Source organism: Pseudofrankia asymbiotica, from assembly GCF_001983105.1.
In the GTDB taxonomy this organism is placed as follows: Bacteria; Actinomycetota; Actinomycetes; order Frankiales; family Frankiaceae; genus Pseudofrankia; species Pseudofrankia asymbiotica.
The window spans coordinates 85,557-105,461 of record NZ_MOMC01000022.1 but is presented as its reverse complement, the minus strand read 5'-3'; the positions used below and the strand labels follow the sequence as shown (position 1 = coordinate 105,461).

The following is a 19,905-nucleotide window of genomic DNA, read 5'->3' as shown; positions in this document are numbered from 1 at the left end:
GTCACCCCTTGCCCGCGCTGAGCTTCTGGACGATGGCGGCGAAGTCCTCCGTCTTGAAGGACTGCTCCTCGGCGTTCGTCGCGTAGTCGAGGCTCGCCGACACCGCCCGCTCCAGGTGGATGTTCAGCAGCCGCTTCGTCGACTCCACGGCCTGGCGGGGCAGACCGGCGATCTTCTTCGCGCACTCGAGTGCCTCGGCGAACGGGTCGGCGACGATGTGGTTCGCCAGACCCATCGCCAGGGCACGCTCCGCCGGGATCTTCGCGCCCGTGAGGGCGTACTCCTTGGCCCAGTGCAGGCTGGTGTGCAGCGGCCAGGTGAGCGGGCCGCCGTCGGCCGCGACCAGGCCGACCTGCACGTGCGGGTCGAGCAGGTACGCCTTCTCGGCCAGGTAGACGATGTCGGACAGCGCCACCAGGCTGCAGCCGAGGCCGGCCGCCGGCCCGTTGACCGCGGCGACGACCGGCACCCGGCAGCGCGCCATGCCGAGCACGAGCTCCCGGCCATGCATGATCGTCAGCCGCTGCAGGTCGGGGTCCTTCCGCAGCCGCTCCAGGTAGGCGAAGTCACCGCCGGCCGAGAACGCCCGCCCGGCGCCCGTGAGCACCGCGGCCCTGGCCTCCAGGTCCTCCGACAGCAGCGTCCACACCTTGGCGAGGCCGAGGTGCAGCTCGTGGTTGACCGCGTTCAGGTGGTCCGGCCGGTTCAGCGTGATGATCCGGATCGGGCCGTCGGCCCGGACCTGGATCTCGTCCGGCAGGTCGTACAGGTTGTCCGACACTGTGTTCCCTTCAGGCCTGACGGCCGTTTCCCCTCAGGCCTGGTGGCTGGAGACCCGGGCGGCCACCAGCCGCCGGGCGCCAGCCACCGGCCGTGGGGTCGAGCGGCTAGCTCGTCGGCAGGCCGAGGATGCGGCCCGCGATGATGTTCTTCTGGATCTGGGACGTGCCACCCATGACGCTCTGCGCGCGGCTGTACAGATAGGCCGCGAGGTTCTCCGGGTCCCTGGTGCCGGTGACGGCCAGCGCCGCGTGGCCCACGGACTGCTCGACCCAGGTCATGAGCAGCTTGTCCAGCGAGCCGTCCGAGGTGTGTGTGACGCCGTCGAGCTGCTCGGACAGCCGCCGGCGCACGTGCAGCCGCAGCATCTCGGCCTGCACCGCCGCCCAGCGCAGGTCGTCGGGCACCTTCCCGCCGGCGGAGTCGGCCGTCTTCGCGAGCGAGCGGACGAGCTTGCCGTAGCGGGCGGAGAAGCCCAGCGTCGACGGCTCGCGCTCGTGGCCGACGACGGTCATCGCGAGCTTCCAGCCGTCGCCGGGCTTACCGACCATGTTGGCGGCCGGCACCCGGGCGCCGTCGAACACCACCTGGCCGAACTCGGCCGACACCCCGTTGATCATCTTCAGGGGCCGCTGCTCGATGCCCGGCTGGTGCATCGAGACGATGAAGCCGGAGATGCCCTTGTGCCGGGGCACGTCCGGATCGGTGCGGGCGAGCACCAGACACAGGTCGGCGACGTCGGAGTAGCTCGTCCAGATCTTGTGGCCGTGCAGGACGTACTCGTCGCCGTCAGGCTCGGCCCGGGTCGTCAGCGAGGCGAGGTCGGAACCGGCGCCCGGCTCGCTGAAGCCCTGGCACCACCGCTCGGTCCCGTTGATCATTCCGGGCAGGAAGCGCTGCTGGACCTCCTCGCTGGCGTGCCGGCCCAGGCCGTGCGCCAGATACCCGAGGCTGGGCCGCGGCGGGGCGCCGGCGATGGCCAGCTCCTCGTCGAGGATGACGTCGTAGACCGGCGGCAGGTCGTGCCCACCGAACCGCTTCGGCCACGACAGGCCGAAGAAGCCACCCTCATAGAGAGCGGTGTGCCACCGCCCGGCCTGGTGCCAGTAGTCGTCGCCGGACGCCTTGAAATCACCGGCGTGCTCGGTCAGCCATGCCCGTAGCCGCGCGCGGAACGCGGCCTCCTCCGGGGAGTCACGAAAGTCCAAGGTCGATCTCCTCAAGACTGGCCGGGAACAGCTCGGCCGACGTCAGYACGCGCCGCAGGAAGACATGCGCGAGGCACTCCCAGGTGTTGCCGATGCCGCCGTGCACCTGGATCGAGGTCTCACAGATGGTGCGGGCGGCGCGCTCCGTGTAGATCTTCGCGACGAGTGCGGCCTGGACGGCCTCGGCGGCCGACAGCTCGTCGACCGCCCACGCCGCGTGCCGCAACACGCTCACCGCCCCCTCGACGAGGGCGAGCGCCTCCGCGAGCAGGTGGGCGACCGCCTGGTACGAGCCGACGGCGTGGCCGTACTGCTGGCGCACCTTGGAGTACTCGACGGCGAGGGTCTGCGCGCCGCGGGCCGCGCCCAGCATGTCGGCCGTGGTCACGACGAGCGCGAGCGCGTGCCACCGCAGCGTCGCCTCGGTGTCCAGCTCGCCGACCGCCGTGAGCGGGCCGGCGACCTCGCCGGTGAGCCTGGTCAGGTCGACACCCTCGACGGTAGCCCCGACACCGCCGGCGAGCACCTGGGTGCCCTCGAGCGTGAGCAGGCCGCGCAGGCCCTTGGCGTCGACGGCGATGCCGTCCACCCCGACCGTGGCCGCGCCGGCCGCCGCCGCCCCGAGCCCCTCGGGCACGGACTCACCCGCCGCCGTCAGCCGCGCGTACAGGTCGTCGGCCAGCACCGGGCCGACGAACGGCACGTCGATCAGGCCGCGGGCGAACTCCTCGACGACCAGGGCGACCTCGACGCCGGAGGCGCCGTCGGACCGCAGGGTCCGCCAGCCGGTCGCGGCGATCGCCTTCTCCAGCCGCGCCGCCCGGTCGTCGTCGGCCAGGTCAAGCACGGACCCGGGGCCGAGATCATCCGCGAGCCGGGCGGCCGCGTCCCGCAGCTCGCGCTGCTCAGTCGTCAGACGAACGTCCATGCTGCTCCTTGTTTCTGGTTCGCTCCGTCCGGGCGCGGCGCTCCGGCCCCGTACTCGCTTCGCTCCCACGGGACCTCCGCGCCGCGTCCTCCTGCGCTCACGTGCCCTGCGGCGACCTCCGCTGCGGCCCAACCCCTTCGCTTCGCTCGGGGCCGGGCCTCCGCGGAGGCGCGCCTCCGGGCCAGCACGGTCACGCAGCGCTTTAACGTCACCGGCCGGGACCGGCCCCCGTGGAAAGCGCCCCTTCGCTTCGCTCGGGGACGGGCCTCCGCGAGGCGCGCCTCCGGGCCGGCACGGTCGCCCGCCGCTGGAACGTGACGAACCCGGGTTTGACTCATGCCGCAGAGCACCTCCCTGCGCTCGTGCACAGGGTCAGATTCACGTCCGGCCAGCAGCCGAACCCGGACCGGTGGCGGGCCAGCGCAAAGCAACCCGGCTGGCCCGAAGGCGCGCCTCGCGGAGGCCCGGCCATGGAGCGAAGCGACCATAGCCGGGCCGCAGCGAGGTCGCCGCAGGGCACGTTCGCGGAGGAGGACGCGGCGCGGAGTGGTCGTCCGAGCCGCCAGGCGAGGACGGCCGCGGAGCGCCGCGCCCGCACGGAGCGAACCAATGTCACAGCGTCGCGCCCGCACGGAGCGAACCATGACAACCTTCCCGCCCAACCCCAGGCTTGTTCCCGCCTTCGCTGCGGCCCAGCCGCTTCGCTTCGCTCGTGGGGTCGCGGTCATCCGGTACCCCGCGGGGACTTCGGGGTGAGGGTCGTGTCGCGCAGGACGCGGCGCAGGACCTTTCCGGACGGGAGACGGGGGATCTCGGGCACGAACACGACCCGCGCCGGACGCTTGTAGGAGGCCAGCCGGGCCGCGACCAGCGCGGTCAGTTCCTCGGCCAGCGCCTCATCGGACTCGCCACCCGCCGCGCCACCGCCGCCCGGCTCATCGCCACCGCCGGACTCGCCGCCGCCCGGCTGTCCCCCGCCCGCGGGGAACGCCCGGGTCACGGCCGCGACGATCGCCTCGCCCGCGACGGGGTCCGGGACGCCGAAGACAGCGCAGTCGGCGACCGCCGGATGGCCGTGCAGCACCGCCTCGACCTCGGCGGGCGCGACCTGGAAGCCGCGCACTTTGATCATCTCCTTGCGCCGGTCGGTGAGCCGCACCCAGCCGTCGGCGTCGATGGTGCCGACGTCGCCGGTGCGGTACCAGCCGTCGGCGAAGGCCTCCGCGTTCGCCTCCGCTGGCAGGTAGCCGGCCATCAGCGACGGCGAGCGGGCCTGGATCTCGCCGGTCTCCGCCGGGCCGACCGGCTTGCCGGTCTCCAGGTCGACGACGCGCAGGATCACTCCCGGCGCGGCCTTCCCGACGCTGTCCAGCCGGGCGCCCTCAAGCGGGTTGCACGCGAGGACGGGCAGCTCGCTCGCGCCGTAGGCGGGCAGCCACCGCACCCCGGCCCGGCGGGTGACGGTCTCGGCGACGCTGGCCGTGATGGGGGTCGCGCCCCACATGACGAAGCGCAGCGACGACAGGTCGAACGACTCCAGGTCCGGGTGTGAGGCCATCGCGAGCGCGATCGGGGCGACCGCCATCTCGATGGTGATCCGGTCGTCCTGGATCGAGCGCAGCAGCGCGTCCAGGCTGAAGCGGCGGTGCAGCCGCATCCAGGTCCCGGTCTCGAGCGCGGTGACGATGTTCAGGATGCCGAGGATGTGCGACGGCGGGGTCGCGACCTGGATACGGTCGGCCGCCGTCATCCCGAGCACCTCACGCCAGTGTCCGACGGCGGCGGCGAAGGAGCCGTGGGTGTGCCGCACGGCCTTCGGGAGGCCAGTCGTGCCGGAGCTGAACACGAACAGCGCGTCCGCGGTGGGGTCGGGAGCCGCCGTCTCGGTGGGAGTGGGCGCCTCGGCGGGAGCCGTCGCCCCGGTGGGAGCCGTCGCCCCGGTGGGCTCGGTAAGCTCGACGAGCTCGTCCAGGTGGAGCATCGGCGTCAGTTCGGCGAGCACCGGGTGGTCGCCGACGGCGTGTGCCGGCTGGCTGACGGCCAGGGCGTGCTCGACGTCACCGCGTTTCCACGCGGGGCTGAGCAGCACGACGGAAGCACCCAGGCGCCAGACAGCCCGTACAGCGATGATGAGTTCTGGACGGGTCGACGACATCAGCRCCACGCGGTCACCGGCGCGGACCCCTCCGACGGCGAGCCGATGGGCTAACTGGCCGGTCAGGGCGTCCAGCCGGGCTCGGCTGTACTCCTGCTCCTCGAAGACGAGGACCACCATGGAGAGGCTCCCGTCTCGTCGGTGGAAACTGTATTCTCGTCTAGTTAGAACCTTAATACCAGAGGATGTCGTCCCATGCCGAGACCTCCGCTGTTCCAGCGCGCGACCGTGACCCGGGTGATCGAGGAGACGGCCGACGCGCGGACGTTCGCGCTCGCCCCGGTCACGGGGCCGTGGGAGTACCGCGCGGGCCAGTTCTGCACCTTCAAGGTCACGATCGACGGCCAGGAAGTGCTGCGCAGCTACTCCATGTCGAGCGCGCCGGAGAMAGACGGCGAACTCGCGGTGACCGTCAAACGAGTCCCCGCCGGCCGGGTGTCCAACTGGATGATCGACAACCTGGCCAAGGGCGACGAGGTCGAGCTGACGAGGCCGCACGGCGTCTTCTGCCTGCGCGAGACCGACGCGCCGCTGATCGGTTTCTGCGGCGGCAGCGGGATCACCCCGGTCATCTCCCTGGCCAAGAGCGCGCTCGCCACGACGAACCGCCGGGTCCGGCTCCTGTGCGCCGACCGGGACCAGCCRGCGGCGATCTTCTGGCAGGCGCTGACCGACCTGGCCGAGCGGTACCCGGACCGGCTGTCGGTCACCCGCCACCTGGACGCTGAGAAGGGCTTCCTGGACGCGGAGGCGGTCCGCGCCTTCCTCGGCGAGGACGCCGGCGCCGACGTCTATATCTGCGGCCCGACGCCGTTCATGGACCTGGTCGAGGCGGCCATCCCCGCGGCGGGGAAGATCTTCATCGAGCGGTTCGGCGTGACGGCCCCGCTGCCTCCGGAGGAGGACGAGACAGCCGCGGCCACCGGGGCCGAGGGCTCGGGCTCCGGCTCGGCGGCCAGCCAGGTCCTCGAGGGCACGGTCACGATCATTCTGGGCCGCAAGAAGGTGACGCTGCCCCGCCGGCCCGGCGAGACTTTCCTGGAGAGCGCGCGCCGCGGCGGGCTCACCCCGCCGTTCTCCTGCGAGTCCGGCACCTGCGCGACCTGCATGGCCCACGTCGAGGAGGGCGAGGTCTCGATGCGGGTGAACGACGCACTGACCGACGACGAGGTCGCCGACGGCTACGTGCTCACCTGCCAGGGCCTCCCCGAGTCGGAGAAGGTCGTCGTCAGGTACGAGTGACCGACCCTGGGCTTCAGGCCGTGCCGTGCTCGCCGAGGGCCGGGGGCGGGCCGTAGCTCGGTTCGTAGCCGTCGACGCGGATGGGGCTGCCGATCAGGCGGAAGCCGCCACCCGCGTCGACGACGGCCTCGGGGGCCTCTGCCAGGGCGTCGGGCAGGGTACGGACCGCGGCGATCGGGATGCCCTGAGGACGCAGCCGTGCCTCCCAGCCGCGCGCGGTGTCCGCGGCCAGCGCCCTGATGACGACCGCCACCACCTTCTCGCGGTTCGCGGCCCGGTCGGCCATCGTCGGGAAGGCCGCGACCTCCTCCGGCGGGATCCCGGCCTCCGCCACGAACGTCCGCCAGGAGCGGTCGTGCGTCAGGAACATGGCGACGAAGCCGTCCGCGGTCGGGAACAGCTGCGCCGGCACGTAGTACGAGTGCGCGCCGAACGGGTGCCGCACCGGCTCGGTGCCCTCGTTCAGGTACGCCGACGCCTTGTAGTTGAGCTGCGAGAGCATGACGTCGCGCAGCGACACCTCGACCTGCCCGCCCCGGCCGGAGACGATCTGGGCGAGCAGGCCGAGCGCGGCGGTCAGGCCCGCGGAGTTGTCCGCGGCCGTGTAACCGGGCAGCGTCGGCGGGCCGGCCGGTTCGCCGGTGAGCGCCGCGACGCCGGTGGCCGCCTGGATGATGTAGTCGAACGCCGGGTCGTCGCCRGCACGCAGGCCGTAGCCGGTGATCGCGACGCAGACGAGCCTCTCGTTGTACGGGCGCAGTGCCTCGTAGGTCAGCCCGAGCTTGCGGATCGCGGACGGCCGCTGGTTGACGATCAGCGCGTGCGCGCCCGCGGCCAGCTCGTGCAGCCGGTCCTGGCCTTCCCTCGTGGTCAGGTCGGCGACGACGCTGCGCTTGCCGCGGTTGAGGCTGGCGAAGTAGGCCTCGCCGACCTGCCGCGACATGTCACCCGTCGGCGGCTCGATCTTGGTGACCTCGGCGCCGAGGTCCGACAGCACCATCGAGGCGTACGGGCCGGCCAGGATGTGGCCGGCCTCGAGGATCCTGATTCCCGCCAGCGGCCCCTGGCCAGCGGCAGAACCGGAACCGGAACCGGAACCGGTCCCGGCTTCCCGAGCTCGCTCCGTCACCGCGCTCCCTTCGTGCGCGCGGCGAGCGCGCGCGTCACGCGCTGACGCGCCTCGGCACAGCGCCCGCCCAGCCACCTCGCCGACCCCAACCAGGTCAGGCCACCCACCATCATGGCCCGACACACCAACCTCGGTGATCGCTGTTTGTGTCCTGCCATGGGTTGCCCAGCGCGGGTCGGATCGTGACCACCGGAGGGCTGAGACCGCGATCAAGCCGCGGGCCCGGCCGCCGGCGCGGGGGCTGGTGCGGGGGCTGGTGCGGGCGACCGAGGGGTCGCGCGGTCCGGCTCAGGCCCGAAGGTCGGCGGCGATCTGGGCGTAGACCTCGCGGGTGCGGCGCTTGGAGGCGACGAGCTCGTCGCGGTTGTCGCCGATCGGCAGGAGGCGCGCGGAGAGGTCGGTGACGCCGGCGTCGAGGAACCGCCTGATCCGGGCGACGATCATCTCCTCGTCACCGACGGCGGCGAGGTCGCCGACGTCGCCGGCATCGCCCTGGTCGAGCAGGCGCTGGTAGTTCGGGGAGACCTCCGCCTCGCCGAGGACCCGTTTGGCGCGCGCCTTGGCCTCGTCGACCTCGTCCGGCCGGCACAGGCAGACCGGGATGCCCGCGACGATCCGCGGCGCCGGGCGGCCGGCCTCCTCGGCCGCCTTGGTGATCCTCGGCGCGATGTGCTCGCCGATGGCCCGCTCGTCGGCCAGCCACAGCACGGTGCCGTCCGCCTTCTCGCCGGCGATCCGCAGCATCACCGGGCCGAGGGCGGCGACCAGCACCGGCAGCGGCTTGACCGGGGTGAGGTCGAGCGGGTTGTGCACCGTGAAGGTGTCGTTCTCGACGTCGGCGCCGCCGGTGCCGGCGAGGGCGGCGTTCAGCACCTCGAGGTAGTCGCGGGTGAACGCGGCCGGCTTGTCGTAGGGCAGGCCGAGCATGTCCTTGACGATCCAGTGGTGCGACGGCCCGACGCCGAGCGCGAGCCGGCCGTTCGTGGCGGCGTGCGCCGACATCGCGGACCGCGCGAGCGCGATCGGGTGCTGCGGCTGCAGCGGGACCACCGCGGTCCCCAGCTCGATGCGCTCGGTCACCGTGCCCATCAGGGCGACGGTGATCAGCGCGTCGAAGTCCGTCGGGACCTGGGGGATCCAGGCGGTGTCCATCCCCGCGCCCTCGGCCCAGCGGACGTCGTCGAGCATCCGCGCGGCCTTACGCACGGAGTCCCCGCGCTCAGGCCCGATCATCACGCCGAACCGCGCCATCTTCTCCACCTAACTCTTCAGCTCTGACTCTTCGACTTGTTGATCAGCGCAGCTGGTCCTTCATGACCTTGCCCGTCGCGTTCAACGGGAGGGCGTCGAGGAACTCGACGGACCGCGGTGCCTTGAATCCGGCCATCCGCTCCCTGGACCAGGACATGACCTCTTCGGCGGTCACCTCGGCGCCCGCGCGCCGGACGATGAACGCCTTGCACACCTCTCCCAGCCGCGCGTCGGGCACGCCGATGACGGCGGCCTGGGCGACGGCCGGATGCTCCAGCAGGAATCCCTCGATCTCGGCGGGATAGGCGTTGAACCCGCCGACGATGAACATGTCCTTCTTGCGGCCGACGATCTTCAGGTAGCCCCGCTCGTCGAGGGAGCCAAGGTCGCCGGTATGCAGCCAGCCATCGGCGTCGACGGTCGCGGCGGTGGCCTTCGGGTCGTCGAAGTAGCCCTGCATGACGCTGTAGCCGCGGATGAGCACCTCACCGTCACCCGCGACCGCGACCTCGATCCCGTCGCAGGGCGCGCCCACGGTCGTCGCGATCGACTCGAACGAGTCGCCGGGACGGGAGGCCGTGGCGGTGCCGGCCTCGGTGAGGCCGTAGCCGGTCATGATGTGCTGGAACGGCAGCTCGGCCTTCATCCGGCGGATGAGCTCCACCGGGATGTCGGCCGAGCCGGTGACCGCGCAGCGCAGGGATGAGAGGTCGTGCCAGGCTGCGTCTCCTTCGGCCAGGTGCGGGCCGCAGGCTTCCAGCAGCGAGTGGTAGATGGTCGGCGCGCCGGGGAGCATGGTGACCTTCTCCCGCTCGACCAGCTCGCCGACCTTGTCCACATCGAAGACGGCCAACGGCAGAATCGTCGCGCCACGAATGAGTGACGCGACAAGCCCTGCCTTGTAGCCGAACGTGTGGAAGAACGGGTTGACGATCAGGTACCGGTCGCCTTCGCGGAGATCGGCCTGGTAGCACCACTCGGAATACAGCCRCAGCGTCTGCCGGTGGTTCATCGTCACGCCCTTGGGGCGCCCGGTGGTGCCTGAGGTGAAGATGATGTCGGCGATGTCCCCGCCGTCGACCTCCCGCTCGAACGGCGAGCCGCTCGTGAGGAAGTCCGACTTCAGGTCGATGTTCGCGACCCCGTCCGGGACCGCGTAGTCGATACCGAGGAAGCCGGGCTGGGTGAGCACGGCCTTGGCCCCGCTGCGCACGATGATGTCGGCGGCCTCGGCCGCCTTGTAGCGGGTGTTGACGGGAACCAGGACACCGCCGGCGGTCAGCAGCCCGAACGCCGCGATCGCCCACTCGGCCGAGTTCGGCGCCCAGATCGCCACCCGGTCGCCCTTGCCGACGCCGGACTCGGCGAAGGCACCGGCCGCCCGACGAACCCGCTCGGCGAACTGGACGTACGTGAGACGCAGGTCACCGTCGACGAGCGCCTCGGCGTCACCGAAACGCTCCGCCGTGCTGAGCACCATCTCCGGGATGGTGTCCCACGGCAGGCCCTGGAAGGTCGGGCTGTCCGTGGTCCCCGCGATCCGCAGGTCGCCTTCGACCCTGACGTTCTCTGTCACCTCGACGTCCTCGGCATCTCGACGTGCTCCTCATCTCGGCGTGGTCGGCCGGGGCGCCCCCCCTCGGCCTGGATGAACAGGCGGGCGAGGCACCGGTGGCCGTCGGTCAGCCTGGTGAGGGTGCCGTCCACCGCGAACAACCTCCCGGTCTCGCGCGAGTCCGCGCGGCGGGCCGAGAAAGCAAGCGCGGCAGCGCGAGATCTCTCCTTGCTGAATGCGAGAATCCTATTCTCCCACCTGTTCGGCCGCAATGTCCCGGCGCAGGACCGCCTTCTGGATCTTGCCGCTGGCGGTCCGCGGGAAGTCGGCGACCGCGTGGATCTCTTCCGGCCACTTCTGCCGGGCCAGACCTGCCGCCTCCAGATGCGCCCGCATCTGGGCCAACGTCGGCACCTCGTGCCCGGGCGCGAGGCGCAGCACCGCGGCGGCGTGCTCGCCGAGACGCGGGTCAGGGGCGGCCACGACCGCGGCCTCCGCGACGGTCGGCATCGTGAGCAGGGCCTCCTCCACCTCCAGGGCGCTGATGTTCTCCCCGCCGCGGATGATGAAGTCGGCCTTGCGGTCGACGATCGTGAGGTAGCCGTCCGCGTCGAGCGTCCCGACGTCGCCGGTGTGGTACCAGCCCTCGTCGTCGAACGCCTTCGCCGTCAGCTCGTCGTCCAGGTAGCCCAGGCACAGGTCGGGGCCGCGGCTGGTCTCGAAGACCAGCGTCTGGTGGCTGTGCACCACGCCCTTCGGGTCGCGGGTGGTGCCCGACGTGAACGCGATCACGGCGGGTGATGCCGGGTCGACCGGGAGCACGCCCGCCAGCGGCTCGTCCGCGAGCAGGTCTACGAAGTCCACGGTCGCGCCGCGCCGGCCAGGGTCCCGGTCGACGACGCCGACGATCGGCACCTCGGCGCACAGGTCCTCGTGCAGCTCCATCCGGCCGAACCGCTCCGCGGTCACGAACACCTTCGGCCGGGCCGTGCGCAGGATGTAGCCAAGCTCCTTGCGGCCGTAGAAGTGCACGATCGGCACGACGACCGCGCCCAGGAACGTCGACGCCCAGAAGGTCGCCGCCGCCTCCACCCAGTTGGGGAGCTGGACGGCCACGACGTCACCGGGGCCCACCCCGCGCGCCCGCAGCCCCGCGGCGAGCCGGCGGCGAGCCGCTCGACGTCGCCAAGCTTCCCCTCGTACGGCCGCACGTCCGAGTGGACCCGGAACTGGGCGTCGGGAGCGCCCGCGAGCCCGGCCGCCAACAGGTCACCGAGCGTCTCCCGGGTCCACCACCCCTCGGCCTCGTAGCGCTTCACCAGCTCGGCGGGGATGGTACGCATGCTGCAGCACACTCCGTTTCCTGCGGGACCACCCGCGGGACAGCTACTCTCACCTGCGGAGAACGTTAGTACCAACGACGGAGAAGGCATAGTGATCGATCTCGACATCGACGGAGGCCTCGCGGTCGTCACGGTCGACCGGCCCGAAGCGCGCAACGCCATCTCGCGGGCCACGATGGACGAGCTGGAGAAGGTGCTCGACGCCGTCGACACGTCGGGAGCGCACGCGCTGGCCATCACCGGCGGCGGCGACCGCGCCTTCATCTCCGGCGGCGACCTGAAGGAGCTCGCCAGGATCCGGACGAAGGAAGGCGCCGTCGACATGGCGCTGCGGATGCGCGGGCTGTGCGACCGGATCGCCGCGTTCCGCGGGCCCGTCATCGCCGCGATCAACGGCCACGCCCTGGGCGGAGGGGCCGAGGTGGCCGTCGCGGCCGACATCCGCGTCGCCGCCGACGACATCCGGATCGGCTTCACCCAGGCGATGTTGGCGATCATGCCGGGCTGGGGCGGCGCGGAGCGGCTGGCGGCCGTCGTCGGGCGCGGCCGGGCCCTCATGCTCGCCGGCTCCGGCGCCGTCGTCGACGCCGCCGAGGCCGCCCGCCTGGGCCTGGTCGACAAGGTCCTTCCACGCACCGAGTTCGACGCCGGCTGGCGCGCGCTGGCGAAATCCCTGGCCCACCACCCGGCCGCCGAGACCAAGCGCGTCATGTCCGGCACCGTCGGCCCGCGGGAGGCCGCCGAGGCCTTCGGCGACCTGTGGGTCTCCGACGCGCACTGGGCCGAGGTCGACAAGGTGCTGAACCGTCTGCGCGACAAGTGACGCGCGACAGGTGATGTCAGCGCCGTCCGGTTCCTGACGGCGTCCCGTCCGCCGGCCAATGCGCGGTCCGCCAGGTTCGACTCCTCAAGGCCGCCCACAGCGGGCCGTGGCACTGGCCCGTGCCTCGAGGTGTTCGCTGGCGCATTCACCTTAAAAGGGTTTATCTACCGATATCGATAGATATCCCGGACCGTCAGGTTGACGATCTGATCGCCTCAACGCGCCGCGTGGTAACAAGATGTACTGACACGTGCGTCGCAATCACGTAGTCAGTCGCGCCATGACACGGCCAGTCGGGGGATCAGTGCCGGAACAGGACGACGCCTGGGCAGCGCGCATCCGCGCGCTCCGGGCCGAGATCGAAGACCAGGTCGTCGACCTCCTGGAGGAGGTCAACGCCTTTCAGACCGACGAGAGCAGGCGTCTTCTGCTCCGTACGACTCGTCAACGGACCCAGTTCACGCCGCAGGTTCCGGACCACTCGATCGCGCGGCACTGGTTCATGGGACTCGTCGAAGAATGCGCCCGAGACCCAGCCGGGCTGGGGGCGCTGCGAGACGCCGTGGGATCGATCGCGCGGCGCAGCGCGGTACACGCCGAGCTGGTCCACCTGGTCCAGTCCTGGGAGGTCGTCGACACCGCGGCGACGGCGCTGATTCCCTGGCATGTCACCACCAACCAGAGCACCCGCCCGGGACGCACCGGACGGATCCAGCAGACCCAGTTAGTCGACGTCTGGAAGAGCCTTCGCGCCGAGCTTGCCTCCGTCGCGATCGCGGACGTGCTGGCCGCGTTCCAGGAAGCCACCGGCTATCGCGCGGCCACCCCGCCGTGGCATTGCTCGTCCGCATGGCACCTGTTTGTCCATCTGGTCGACCGTGCTGGACGCCCACACGAGACCGAACCGTACCTGGTCTTTCTTGTCCRCCTCATCACCGAGCAGTATCTGACCCCTCGCGTCGAGCGGCTCGTCGAAGCGTGGATTCGCAGGATCGGGGCGGAGGCGGGCTACGACCTGTTCGACCCGCGCCGTCTTCCCCAGACACACCCGGTCGAGCAGGCGGAGAACTCGCCGATACACCTGGTCATGAGGCTGGAACAGGCTGGCCCAGTAGACGGACGCTACGACCTGTGCTGGTGCCTGGAGCGATATCACCCGATCCGCGCGGTCAGCAACAGCGGACGGCGCGACCGACTCGGTCGCGACGACCTTGAGGCCGCCGTGAGCACGCTCGTTCGTGACATCGAGACCACTTTGCGCGACGCCTCCGCGCCGCTGGCGCTCGAGTTCGCCCTGCCTTTCGACCTGCTCGACCTTGAGGTCGAGTGGTGGCTCAGGGCGCAGAGGCACGGCCCAGCGACACCACTCGCACTCGACTATTCGGTCACCTTACGTAGTCTTGAACGCATGTACATGCCTGAATGCCACCGCGCGTGGCGGGCGCGCTGGCGCCACGTGCAACTACCGGCRACTACGGTGACGTTCTGGTGCACGACCGCGCTCGACGCCGACCAGCTCGGACTGGAGGCACAGCTCGAGGCCCAGGAAAAGCTGACGGTGCTGGTACTGAGCGAGCCACCACTACCTGGCAGCCGGGGGTTGACCGAGCTGGTCGCCGGCCTGCGCAAAGGCGTCGCGGGCATCGTCTGGAGCCGAGCCAACGGCGACCCGACGGCCAAGGATGCCTTGCACGCATTCATGGCAGTGGGCCGAGCCGCGGATCTGCCAGCGAGCGCTCAACGACTCCGGCTGGCGGCGCAGGGCGTGGCAGTCGCCCAGCGGTCCAGCCATCTCGGCAGACAACTGGCACTCCTGTGGGATGATCCAGACCGTTTCACTGACGTTTCAGGGGGCGACGACACGTGAGCACCGACGTCGACCGCGCCGCCGCCGAACCGCGGTGGTGGCTGTTCCGTGGCACCGGGCAACCACTGGACAGCGCGGACCGGAACACGCGTTGGCCGGCTCCGCCGCGCTGGCGTGCCTTCGACGGCGAGCCACTGCTGCCGCCCCCACCGAACGACGACCGACAGGCGGTCCGACGCCTTGGCGCCACGCCGTCACGCCTGCTCGACGAGGTGCACATATCGCTCGTCAACGCGGYCATCTATCTACGCCGGCCGTTGCTGGTCACTGGTCCGCCCGGCGCGGGCAAGTCCGCCCTCGCCTATCTGATCGCCCGCGAGCTGGGACTTGGCCGAGTTCTTCGGTGGCCGGTGACGAGTCGAACGACAATCCAGCAGGGCCTCTACGACTACGACGCGATCGGCCGCGCGCAGGCACGTCCCGTGGGCACGCCGCCTCAGCCGCGGGAAATACCGGTGGCCGATGGCGGCRAGCGGCCGGCCCGTGCCGTGACCGACACCTCGATCGGGCAGTTCGTCCAACTTGGTCCGCTCGGCACGGCGCTGTTGCCGTATCAACTGCCACGGGTGCTGCTCGTCGACGAACTCGACAAGAGCGACTACGCCTTCGCGAACGACCTGCTGAACATCTTCGAGGACGGCGAGTTCAGTATCTCCGAGCTCGCCCGTGTCGCCGGTTCCACGCCTGAGGTCGAGGTGCATACCGACGATCCACGTCGTACAGCGCTCGTCAAGGAAGGCGTCGTGCGTTGCAACGCGTTCCCGATCGTCGTCCTGACGAGCAATCAGGAGCGCGAGTTCTCGCCCGCGTTCCGCCGCCGATGCACGCTGCTGAACCTCCCGCATCCGTCGACCGGCCGCCTCGCGTCCCTGGTGGCGGCGCACTTCCCGGCGGATTCGTCCGACCGCGCCACCCTCATCGCGAAATTCGAACAGCGACGGGAGCAGGTGAGCGGACTCGCCGCCGACCAGCTCCTCAACGCGGCGCATCTGGCCGCCGCCGGCGCCTTTGAAGGCGACGAGTCAGGCTGGCTCGATCTGCTGAACGCGGTCTGGCACGAGCTCTCCCCCTCGCCGGATACCTGGTGACCGACGTCCATCGGCCGGAAGGCGAGAACCAGGCAGGACCCGGCACAGGCGCCGGCCAAGGCGACCGGTCAGCCACCAGCGTGCGGCCGGCGCGTCACATCGCCGAGACGCTCTTCCTCTGGGAACGGATCGACACGCCGGATCGGCCGGCCGTCTCGCCCACCGTCGGGCCAGCAGACGCACCGCATGCGCTCTCACGATCTGTCGAACAGGCCGGTGGCGAAGCAGTCGACGAGGTCATCTCGCCGACACCGCCTGACGTCGTCGACCAGTCCATCGGCCTGAGCATCATCACCGGATCGAGACGGCTTGCCGAAGGCTGGTACAGCCTCGAGCCGCCCGCCGAGCGGCCGGTGACAGACCCACTCTCGTTCCAGCGGGCATTGCGCCCGCTGCAGGTAGCTGTCCCGGCCATCGACCGCTGGGAGGTCGACGAGACCGCCACCGCCGAGCGGCTGGCCCAGGATGGGCTGGGCCTACCGGTTCACCGTGCTGAGCTGGAACAGCGCTTCGAGATCCATCTCGTCGTCGACGACGGCGCGTCGATGACGTTGTGGCTCGACACCGTCCCAGGGCTTGTCGAGTTGCTCGAGCAGTCCGGGCTGCGCGACGTGCGGATCAGCTACCTGAACACGGCCGCGGACGATGCTCGCGGGGTCACACTGCGCGCGGCCCGCAGCGCCGCTCCCCTGCCGGCGACGTCGCTGATCGAACCATCCGGGCGACGCATCGTCTGGGTCCTCACGGACACCCTAGGGCCGGCCTGGCGCGCCGGAGCGGTCGAGCCGGCCTTGCGGCGGTGGGCCCGTACCGGGCCTGTCGCCCTGATCAACCTGCTCCCCGAACGGGCCTGGCGATGGGGCGGGGTGCGTTTCCATCGGCTCAGGATGCTGCCACCGCGCGGCGGCTCCGACGGAAAAGGGCCACGGTGGCAGTTCAGCGAGCCATGGGGTGAGCCGACGTCCGGGCTGACCCCTGGACAGACCGCACTCGCCGTGCCGGTACCGATGGTCGAACTGGCGCCAGACTGGCTGGGGCGATGGGCCGAGATGGTGGGACGCGAGCGTGCCACCGAGCTCCCGGCGCTGTTGGTCGCGCCCCCGCCGCCGGCCCACGGGCCCTCGTCGGCGAGCGCCTGGCCGTCGGCCGATACGCCGACATCCGAGGCGGCGACAGCGCGGGAGCGAGTTCGCCGGTTCCGCCGGCTCGCCTCACCCATCGCCTTCGATCTGGCGGTCAAACTTGCTGCCGCTCCCCTTACCTGGCCGACGGTACGGCTCGTACTGGACATGCTGCGCTCAGCAGGACGCGGCCATCTCTCGGAAGTATTGGCCGGCGGACTCCTCATGCCCTCGGGATCCGGTAGCGCTGGCGAGGACATGGCGAACACGTTCCCGTTCAGGTTCGAGAAGGAAGTGCGCAGCGAGCTGATGGCCCACGGCAGCCGGTCAGACGCGCTACGGGTGCTGCGCGCCGCCGCGAACGTGCTCGACGACAAGGACGCTGCCCGCTATGTCGGCGCCGTGCTGGACAGCTCGCGACCGGAGTACGTGGCCATTCCACCCCTTACGACACGCAATCGGCAGCTCCTGGCCGTCGAGGAGGCCGTGCTCGGCAGCGTCGCCGGCCGTTTTCTTCGCCGATCCCATGCGCTCGGCGTTGCTATTGGCTCTCAACGGCCGCCGCTGATGGATGGCACGCAGGGCCCACCTTCAGTGGAGACAACCGACAAGGTCTGGGTCATGACATTGAGCGACGACATGGCAAGCGACCGCACACCTACGCCTCGGCCTGCTCCCCTTGATCCAGTCTCCCAGGATCGAGCGCGGCCATCGACGGTCCCCGCCGCGGCGGGCTCAGAATCCGTGGCCCAACCCGCCGCGACTCACGCGAACGCAGGCGCGACTCCCGCATCCGCGACAACGGTGCCGAGCGAGTCCGTCCTACGCGGCGGCGAACCCGAGTGGCCGACCATCGTCGGCGCGCTACCGCAGCGCAACCCGCACTTCACGGGCCGGGCCGAACTCCTGCTCGACCTGCACCGCCAACTCGGCGAGGGCGCGACCGCCGTGGTCCCGCAGGCCCTGTATGGCATGGGTGGCGTGGGCAAGTCACAGCTCGCCATCGAATACGTGTATCGCTACCAGAACGCGTACGAACTGGTCTGGTGGATCCCAGCGGAACGCAACGCACAGGTCGTGCAGGGCCTGGTCGACCTGGCGCGGGCGATGCAGCTCAACGTCGGTGCCGAGGCCAACACCGCCCTGCCTGCCGTAAGGGAGGCGCTGCGCACGGGCAGGCCTTATGGGCGTTGGCTGCTTGTGTTCGACAACGCCGAAGATCCCGACAGCATCATCGAGTACTTCCCGACCATCGGTTCCGAGGGCCGGGTTCTCGTCACGTCCCGCGACATCCGGTGGGCGAGCCGCGCACGCTCACTCGAGGTGGCGGTCTTCACCCGCCCCGAGAGCATGCAGCTGCTCCAGCGCCGCGACACCTCGCTGTCCGACGACGAGGCGAACCGGCTCGCCGAGGCGCTCGGCGACCTGCCGCTGGCGATCGAGCAGGCCGCCACCTGGCGGGTCGAGACCGGCATGCCAGCCGACGAGTACCTGGAACAGCTGGAAACCAAAATCGGCGAGCTTATGCGCGAGGACGAGACGTCCGAGCCGACCACCGGGGCGCCACAGATCGTCCGCCCCGAGCAGTCGGTCGCGGCGGCCTGGAGTCTCTCCCTGGACCGGCTCGGCGAACGTAACCCCACCGCGCTGCGGCTCATACAGGTCTGCGCCTTCCTCGCGCCCGAACGCATCTCCCGCCAGCTCTTCACCCTCGCGCGCACCACGACGATCGTGCCGGAGCTGGACGCCGCGCTACGCGACCCGATCGCGCTGGCCCGGGCGATCCGCGAGATCACCCGATATTCGTTGCTGCGCCTTGACCACCGAACCAACTCGTTCCAGATGCACCGGCTCGTCCAGAAGGTACTCATCGACCGGATGACACCCGACGAGCGAGAGACCATGCGCCGCGGCGCCCAGGCCCTGCTCGCCGCCAACGACCCCGCCGACCYGGTCAGCCAGGAGAACTGGCCACGCTACAGCGCGCTCTACCCACACGTCCTCGCCGCCGACACCGTACACAGCGAAGATCCCTGGCCCCGGGACCTTGTCCTCAACGAGATCCGCTACCAGTACCAGTGGGGTGACTACAAGGCCGCGCGGGAACTGGCGCAGCTCGCGCACGACGTGTGGACCGAGATGCTGGGCCCCGACGACCGCCACACCATCGACGTGGGCGGTCTGCTCACGTACATGCTGTTCCTCCTCGGCGAATACGTCKAGGCCGCGCGGCTCAACGCGCAACGACTCGAGACCTGCATCCGGGTCTACGGCGAGGACCACGAGGTCACGCTTTACGCCCTTGGCGCCGTCGCCGCCGACCGTCGCGTCCAGGGCGACTTCGCCGCGGGATATGAGTTGTCCCGAGACGCGCATGCACGGTACATACGCAACCTCGGCGCAGAGGATCCGCAGACACTCGAGGCCGCCCACAACCTCTCGGTGGCCCTTCGGCTGCTCGGCCGGTTCAACGACGCCCGGGATCTAGCGGTTAGCACGCTGAGCAGCAGTGAACTGATCTTCGGCACGGAGGCCGCACCGTGTTTGATCACCCGCAACGGCATCAACACCGATCTTCGCGAGATCGGCAACGTCATTGAGGCGCGTGACGAGCAGAAGAACCTCGTCAGCCGCTACCAGCGTGTGCTCGGGCCACAGACCGAGAGCCATCCGAACCTGCTGCGCGCCACCRGAAACCTGTCCATCGCACAGCGCCGGGCAGGCAACCACCAGGAGGCGCTGGACCTCTCCCGGGACGTACGGCGGCTGTTCGCCACCCGCTACTACGACGATTACCCGGACACTTTGTCCGCCTCCCTGTGTCTATCGACAAACCTTCGCCACATCGGCAACTTCACCGAGGCTCGAGAACTCTGTCAGGACGCTCTGGAGCGTTACCGCCGCGTGCTCGGGCACCGCCATCCGCACACCGTCGCCGCACTCGTCAATCTCGCAATCACCCTGAGGCTGGCCGGTGATGTCACCACCGCCTTCCAGCACGACACGTACGCCGTCGCGGCACTGCGCGAGGCCCTCGGGGAGAAACATCCCTCCTACCTCGTCGCACAGACCAACCTGGCCAGCGACCACTACGCACTCGGTGAGTTCCAGGAGGCCCACGACCTCGACAGGGACGTAGCCACTCGGTCCGCTCAGCTACTCGGACCGCGCCACCCGAACACACTGGCCGCTCGGGCGAACCTGGCGATGGACCTGCGTGCCCTCCGCCGGACGGACGAAGCCGAGGACACACATAACGAGACCCTGCAGGAGATGGACCAGGTCTTTGGCATCGAGCACCGTGCCACTCGCAACGCCGCTAGCTGGGTCCGGTCGGACTGCGACATCGACCCCATGCCGCTCTGACGACATGGACCATTCAGAGCGACCGGCTCCCGAACACGCATCCTCGCGG

Annotated in this window: 13 protein-coding genes; 5 read left to right on the top strand and 8 right to left on the bottom strand. The window is 70.5% G+C overall.

Annotated features, from left to right (window positions below):
• Position 1: 1 nt before the first annotated feature.
• From BL253_RS12115 to BL253_RS12100, 4 genes are all read right to left on the bottom strand, one after another.
• Complete coding sequence (locus BL253_RS12115; protein ID WP_241834729.1) at positions 2–781, bottom strand: enoyl-CoA hydratase/isomerase family protein; 780 nt, start codon at positions 779–781, stop codon at positions 2–4.
• Positions 782–887: 106 nt separating this feature from the next.
• On the bottom strand, positions 888–1,988 hold the full coding sequence (locus BL253_RS12110) for an acyl-CoA dehydrogenase family protein (protein WP_076816426.1): 1,101 nt from the start codon (positions 1,986–1,988) through the stop codon (positions 888–890).
• On the bottom strand, positions 1,975–2,916 hold the full coding sequence (locus tag BL253_RS12105) for an acyl-CoA dehydrogenase family protein (protein ID WP_076816424.1): 942 nt from the start codon (positions 2,914–2,916) through the stop codon (positions 1,975–1,977). The genes BL253_RS12110 and BL253_RS12105 overlap by 14 nt, the downstream gene beginning before the upstream one ends.
• Before the next feature lie 724 nt (positions 2,917–3,640).
• Positions 3,641–5,191, bottom strand: a complete 1,551-nt coding sequence (locus BL253_RS12100; RefSeq protein WP_076816422.1) for a class I adenylate-forming enzyme family protein — start codon at positions 5,189–5,191, stop codon at positions 3,641–3,643.
• Between the two features lie 75 nt (positions 5,192–5,266).
• On the opposite strand from BL253_RS12100, the gene BL253_RS12095 reads away from it, so the two are divergent.
• Positions 5,267–6,313, top strand: a complete 1,047-nt coding sequence (locus BL253_RS12095; protein ID WP_076816421.1) for a ferredoxin--NADP reductase — start codon at positions 5,267–5,269, stop codon at positions 6,311–6,313.
• 13 nt (positions 6,314–6,326) lie between these two features.
• Here the strand turns inward: BL253_RS12095 and BL253_RS12090 are convergent, their stop codons facing one another.
• From BL253_RS12090 to BL253_RS12075, 4 genes are all read right to left on the bottom strand, one after another.
• Positions 6,327–7,370 carry a CaiB/BaiF CoA transferase family protein gene (locus tag BL253_RS12090; protein ID WP_076816571.1) on the bottom strand — a complete coding sequence of 348 codons (1,044 nt, stop codon included), beginning with the start codon at positions 7,368–7,370 and terminating at the stop codon, positions 6,327–6,329.
• A gap of 360 nt (positions 7,371–7,730) precedes the next feature.
• Positions 7,731–8,693 carry an LLM class F420-dependent oxidoreductase gene (locus BL253_RS12085; RefSeq protein WP_076816570.1) on the bottom strand — a complete coding sequence of 321 codons (963 nt, stop codon included), beginning with the start codon at positions 8,691–8,693 and terminating at the stop codon, positions 7,731–7,733.
• Between the two features lie 43 nt (positions 8,694–8,736).
• A complete protein-coding gene (locus BL253_RS12080) occupies positions 8,737–10,269 on the bottom strand; it encodes a FadD3 family acyl-CoA ligase (RefSeq protein ID WP_274535204.1) in 1,533 nt (510 codons plus the stop codon).
• A 225-nt stretch (positions 10,270–10,494) separates the two neighbouring features.
• Positions 10,495–11,364, bottom strand: a complete 870-nt coding sequence (locus BL253_RS12075; protein WP_338013706.1) for an AMP-binding protein — start codon at positions 11,362–11,364, stop codon at positions 10,495–10,497.
• A gap of 225 nt (positions 11,365–11,589) precedes the next feature.
• On the opposite strand from BL253_RS12075, the gene BL253_RS12070 reads away from it, so the two are divergent.
• The 4 genes from BL253_RS12070 (at position 11,590) to fxsT (ending at position 19,856) form a co-directional block, all read left to right on the top strand.
• On the top strand, positions 11,590–12,414 hold the full coding sequence (locus BL253_RS12070) for an enoyl-CoA hydratase/isomerase family protein (protein WP_476644109.1): 825 nt from the start codon (positions 11,590–11,592) through the stop codon (positions 12,412–12,414).
• A 304-nt stretch (positions 12,415–12,718) separates the two neighbouring features.
• On the top strand, positions 12,719–14,281 hold the full coding sequence (locus BL253_RS12065; protein WP_076816417.1) for a VMAP-C domain-containing protein: 1,563 nt from the start codon (positions 12,719–12,721) through the stop codon (positions 14,279–14,281).
• Positions 14,278–15,369 (top strand): AAA family ATPase, encoded by a 1,092-nt coding sequence (locus tag BL253_RS12060; protein WP_076816416.1) that lies wholly within the window; start codon positions 14,278–14,280, stop codon positions 15,367–15,369. Before BL253_RS12065 ends, BL253_RS12060 begins: the two co-directional genes overlap by 4 nt.
• Positions 15,366–19,856 carry an FxSxx-COOH system tetratricopeptide repeat protein gene (gene fxsT, locus BL253_RS12055; RefSeq protein WP_081438249.1) on the top strand — a complete coding sequence of 1,497 codons (4,491 nt, stop codon included), beginning with the start codon at positions 15,366–15,368 and terminating at the stop codon, positions 19,854–19,856. The genes BL253_RS12060 and fxsT overlap by 4 nt, the downstream gene beginning before the upstream one ends.
• The last annotated feature ends 49 nt before the right edge of the window (positions 19,857–19,905 follow it).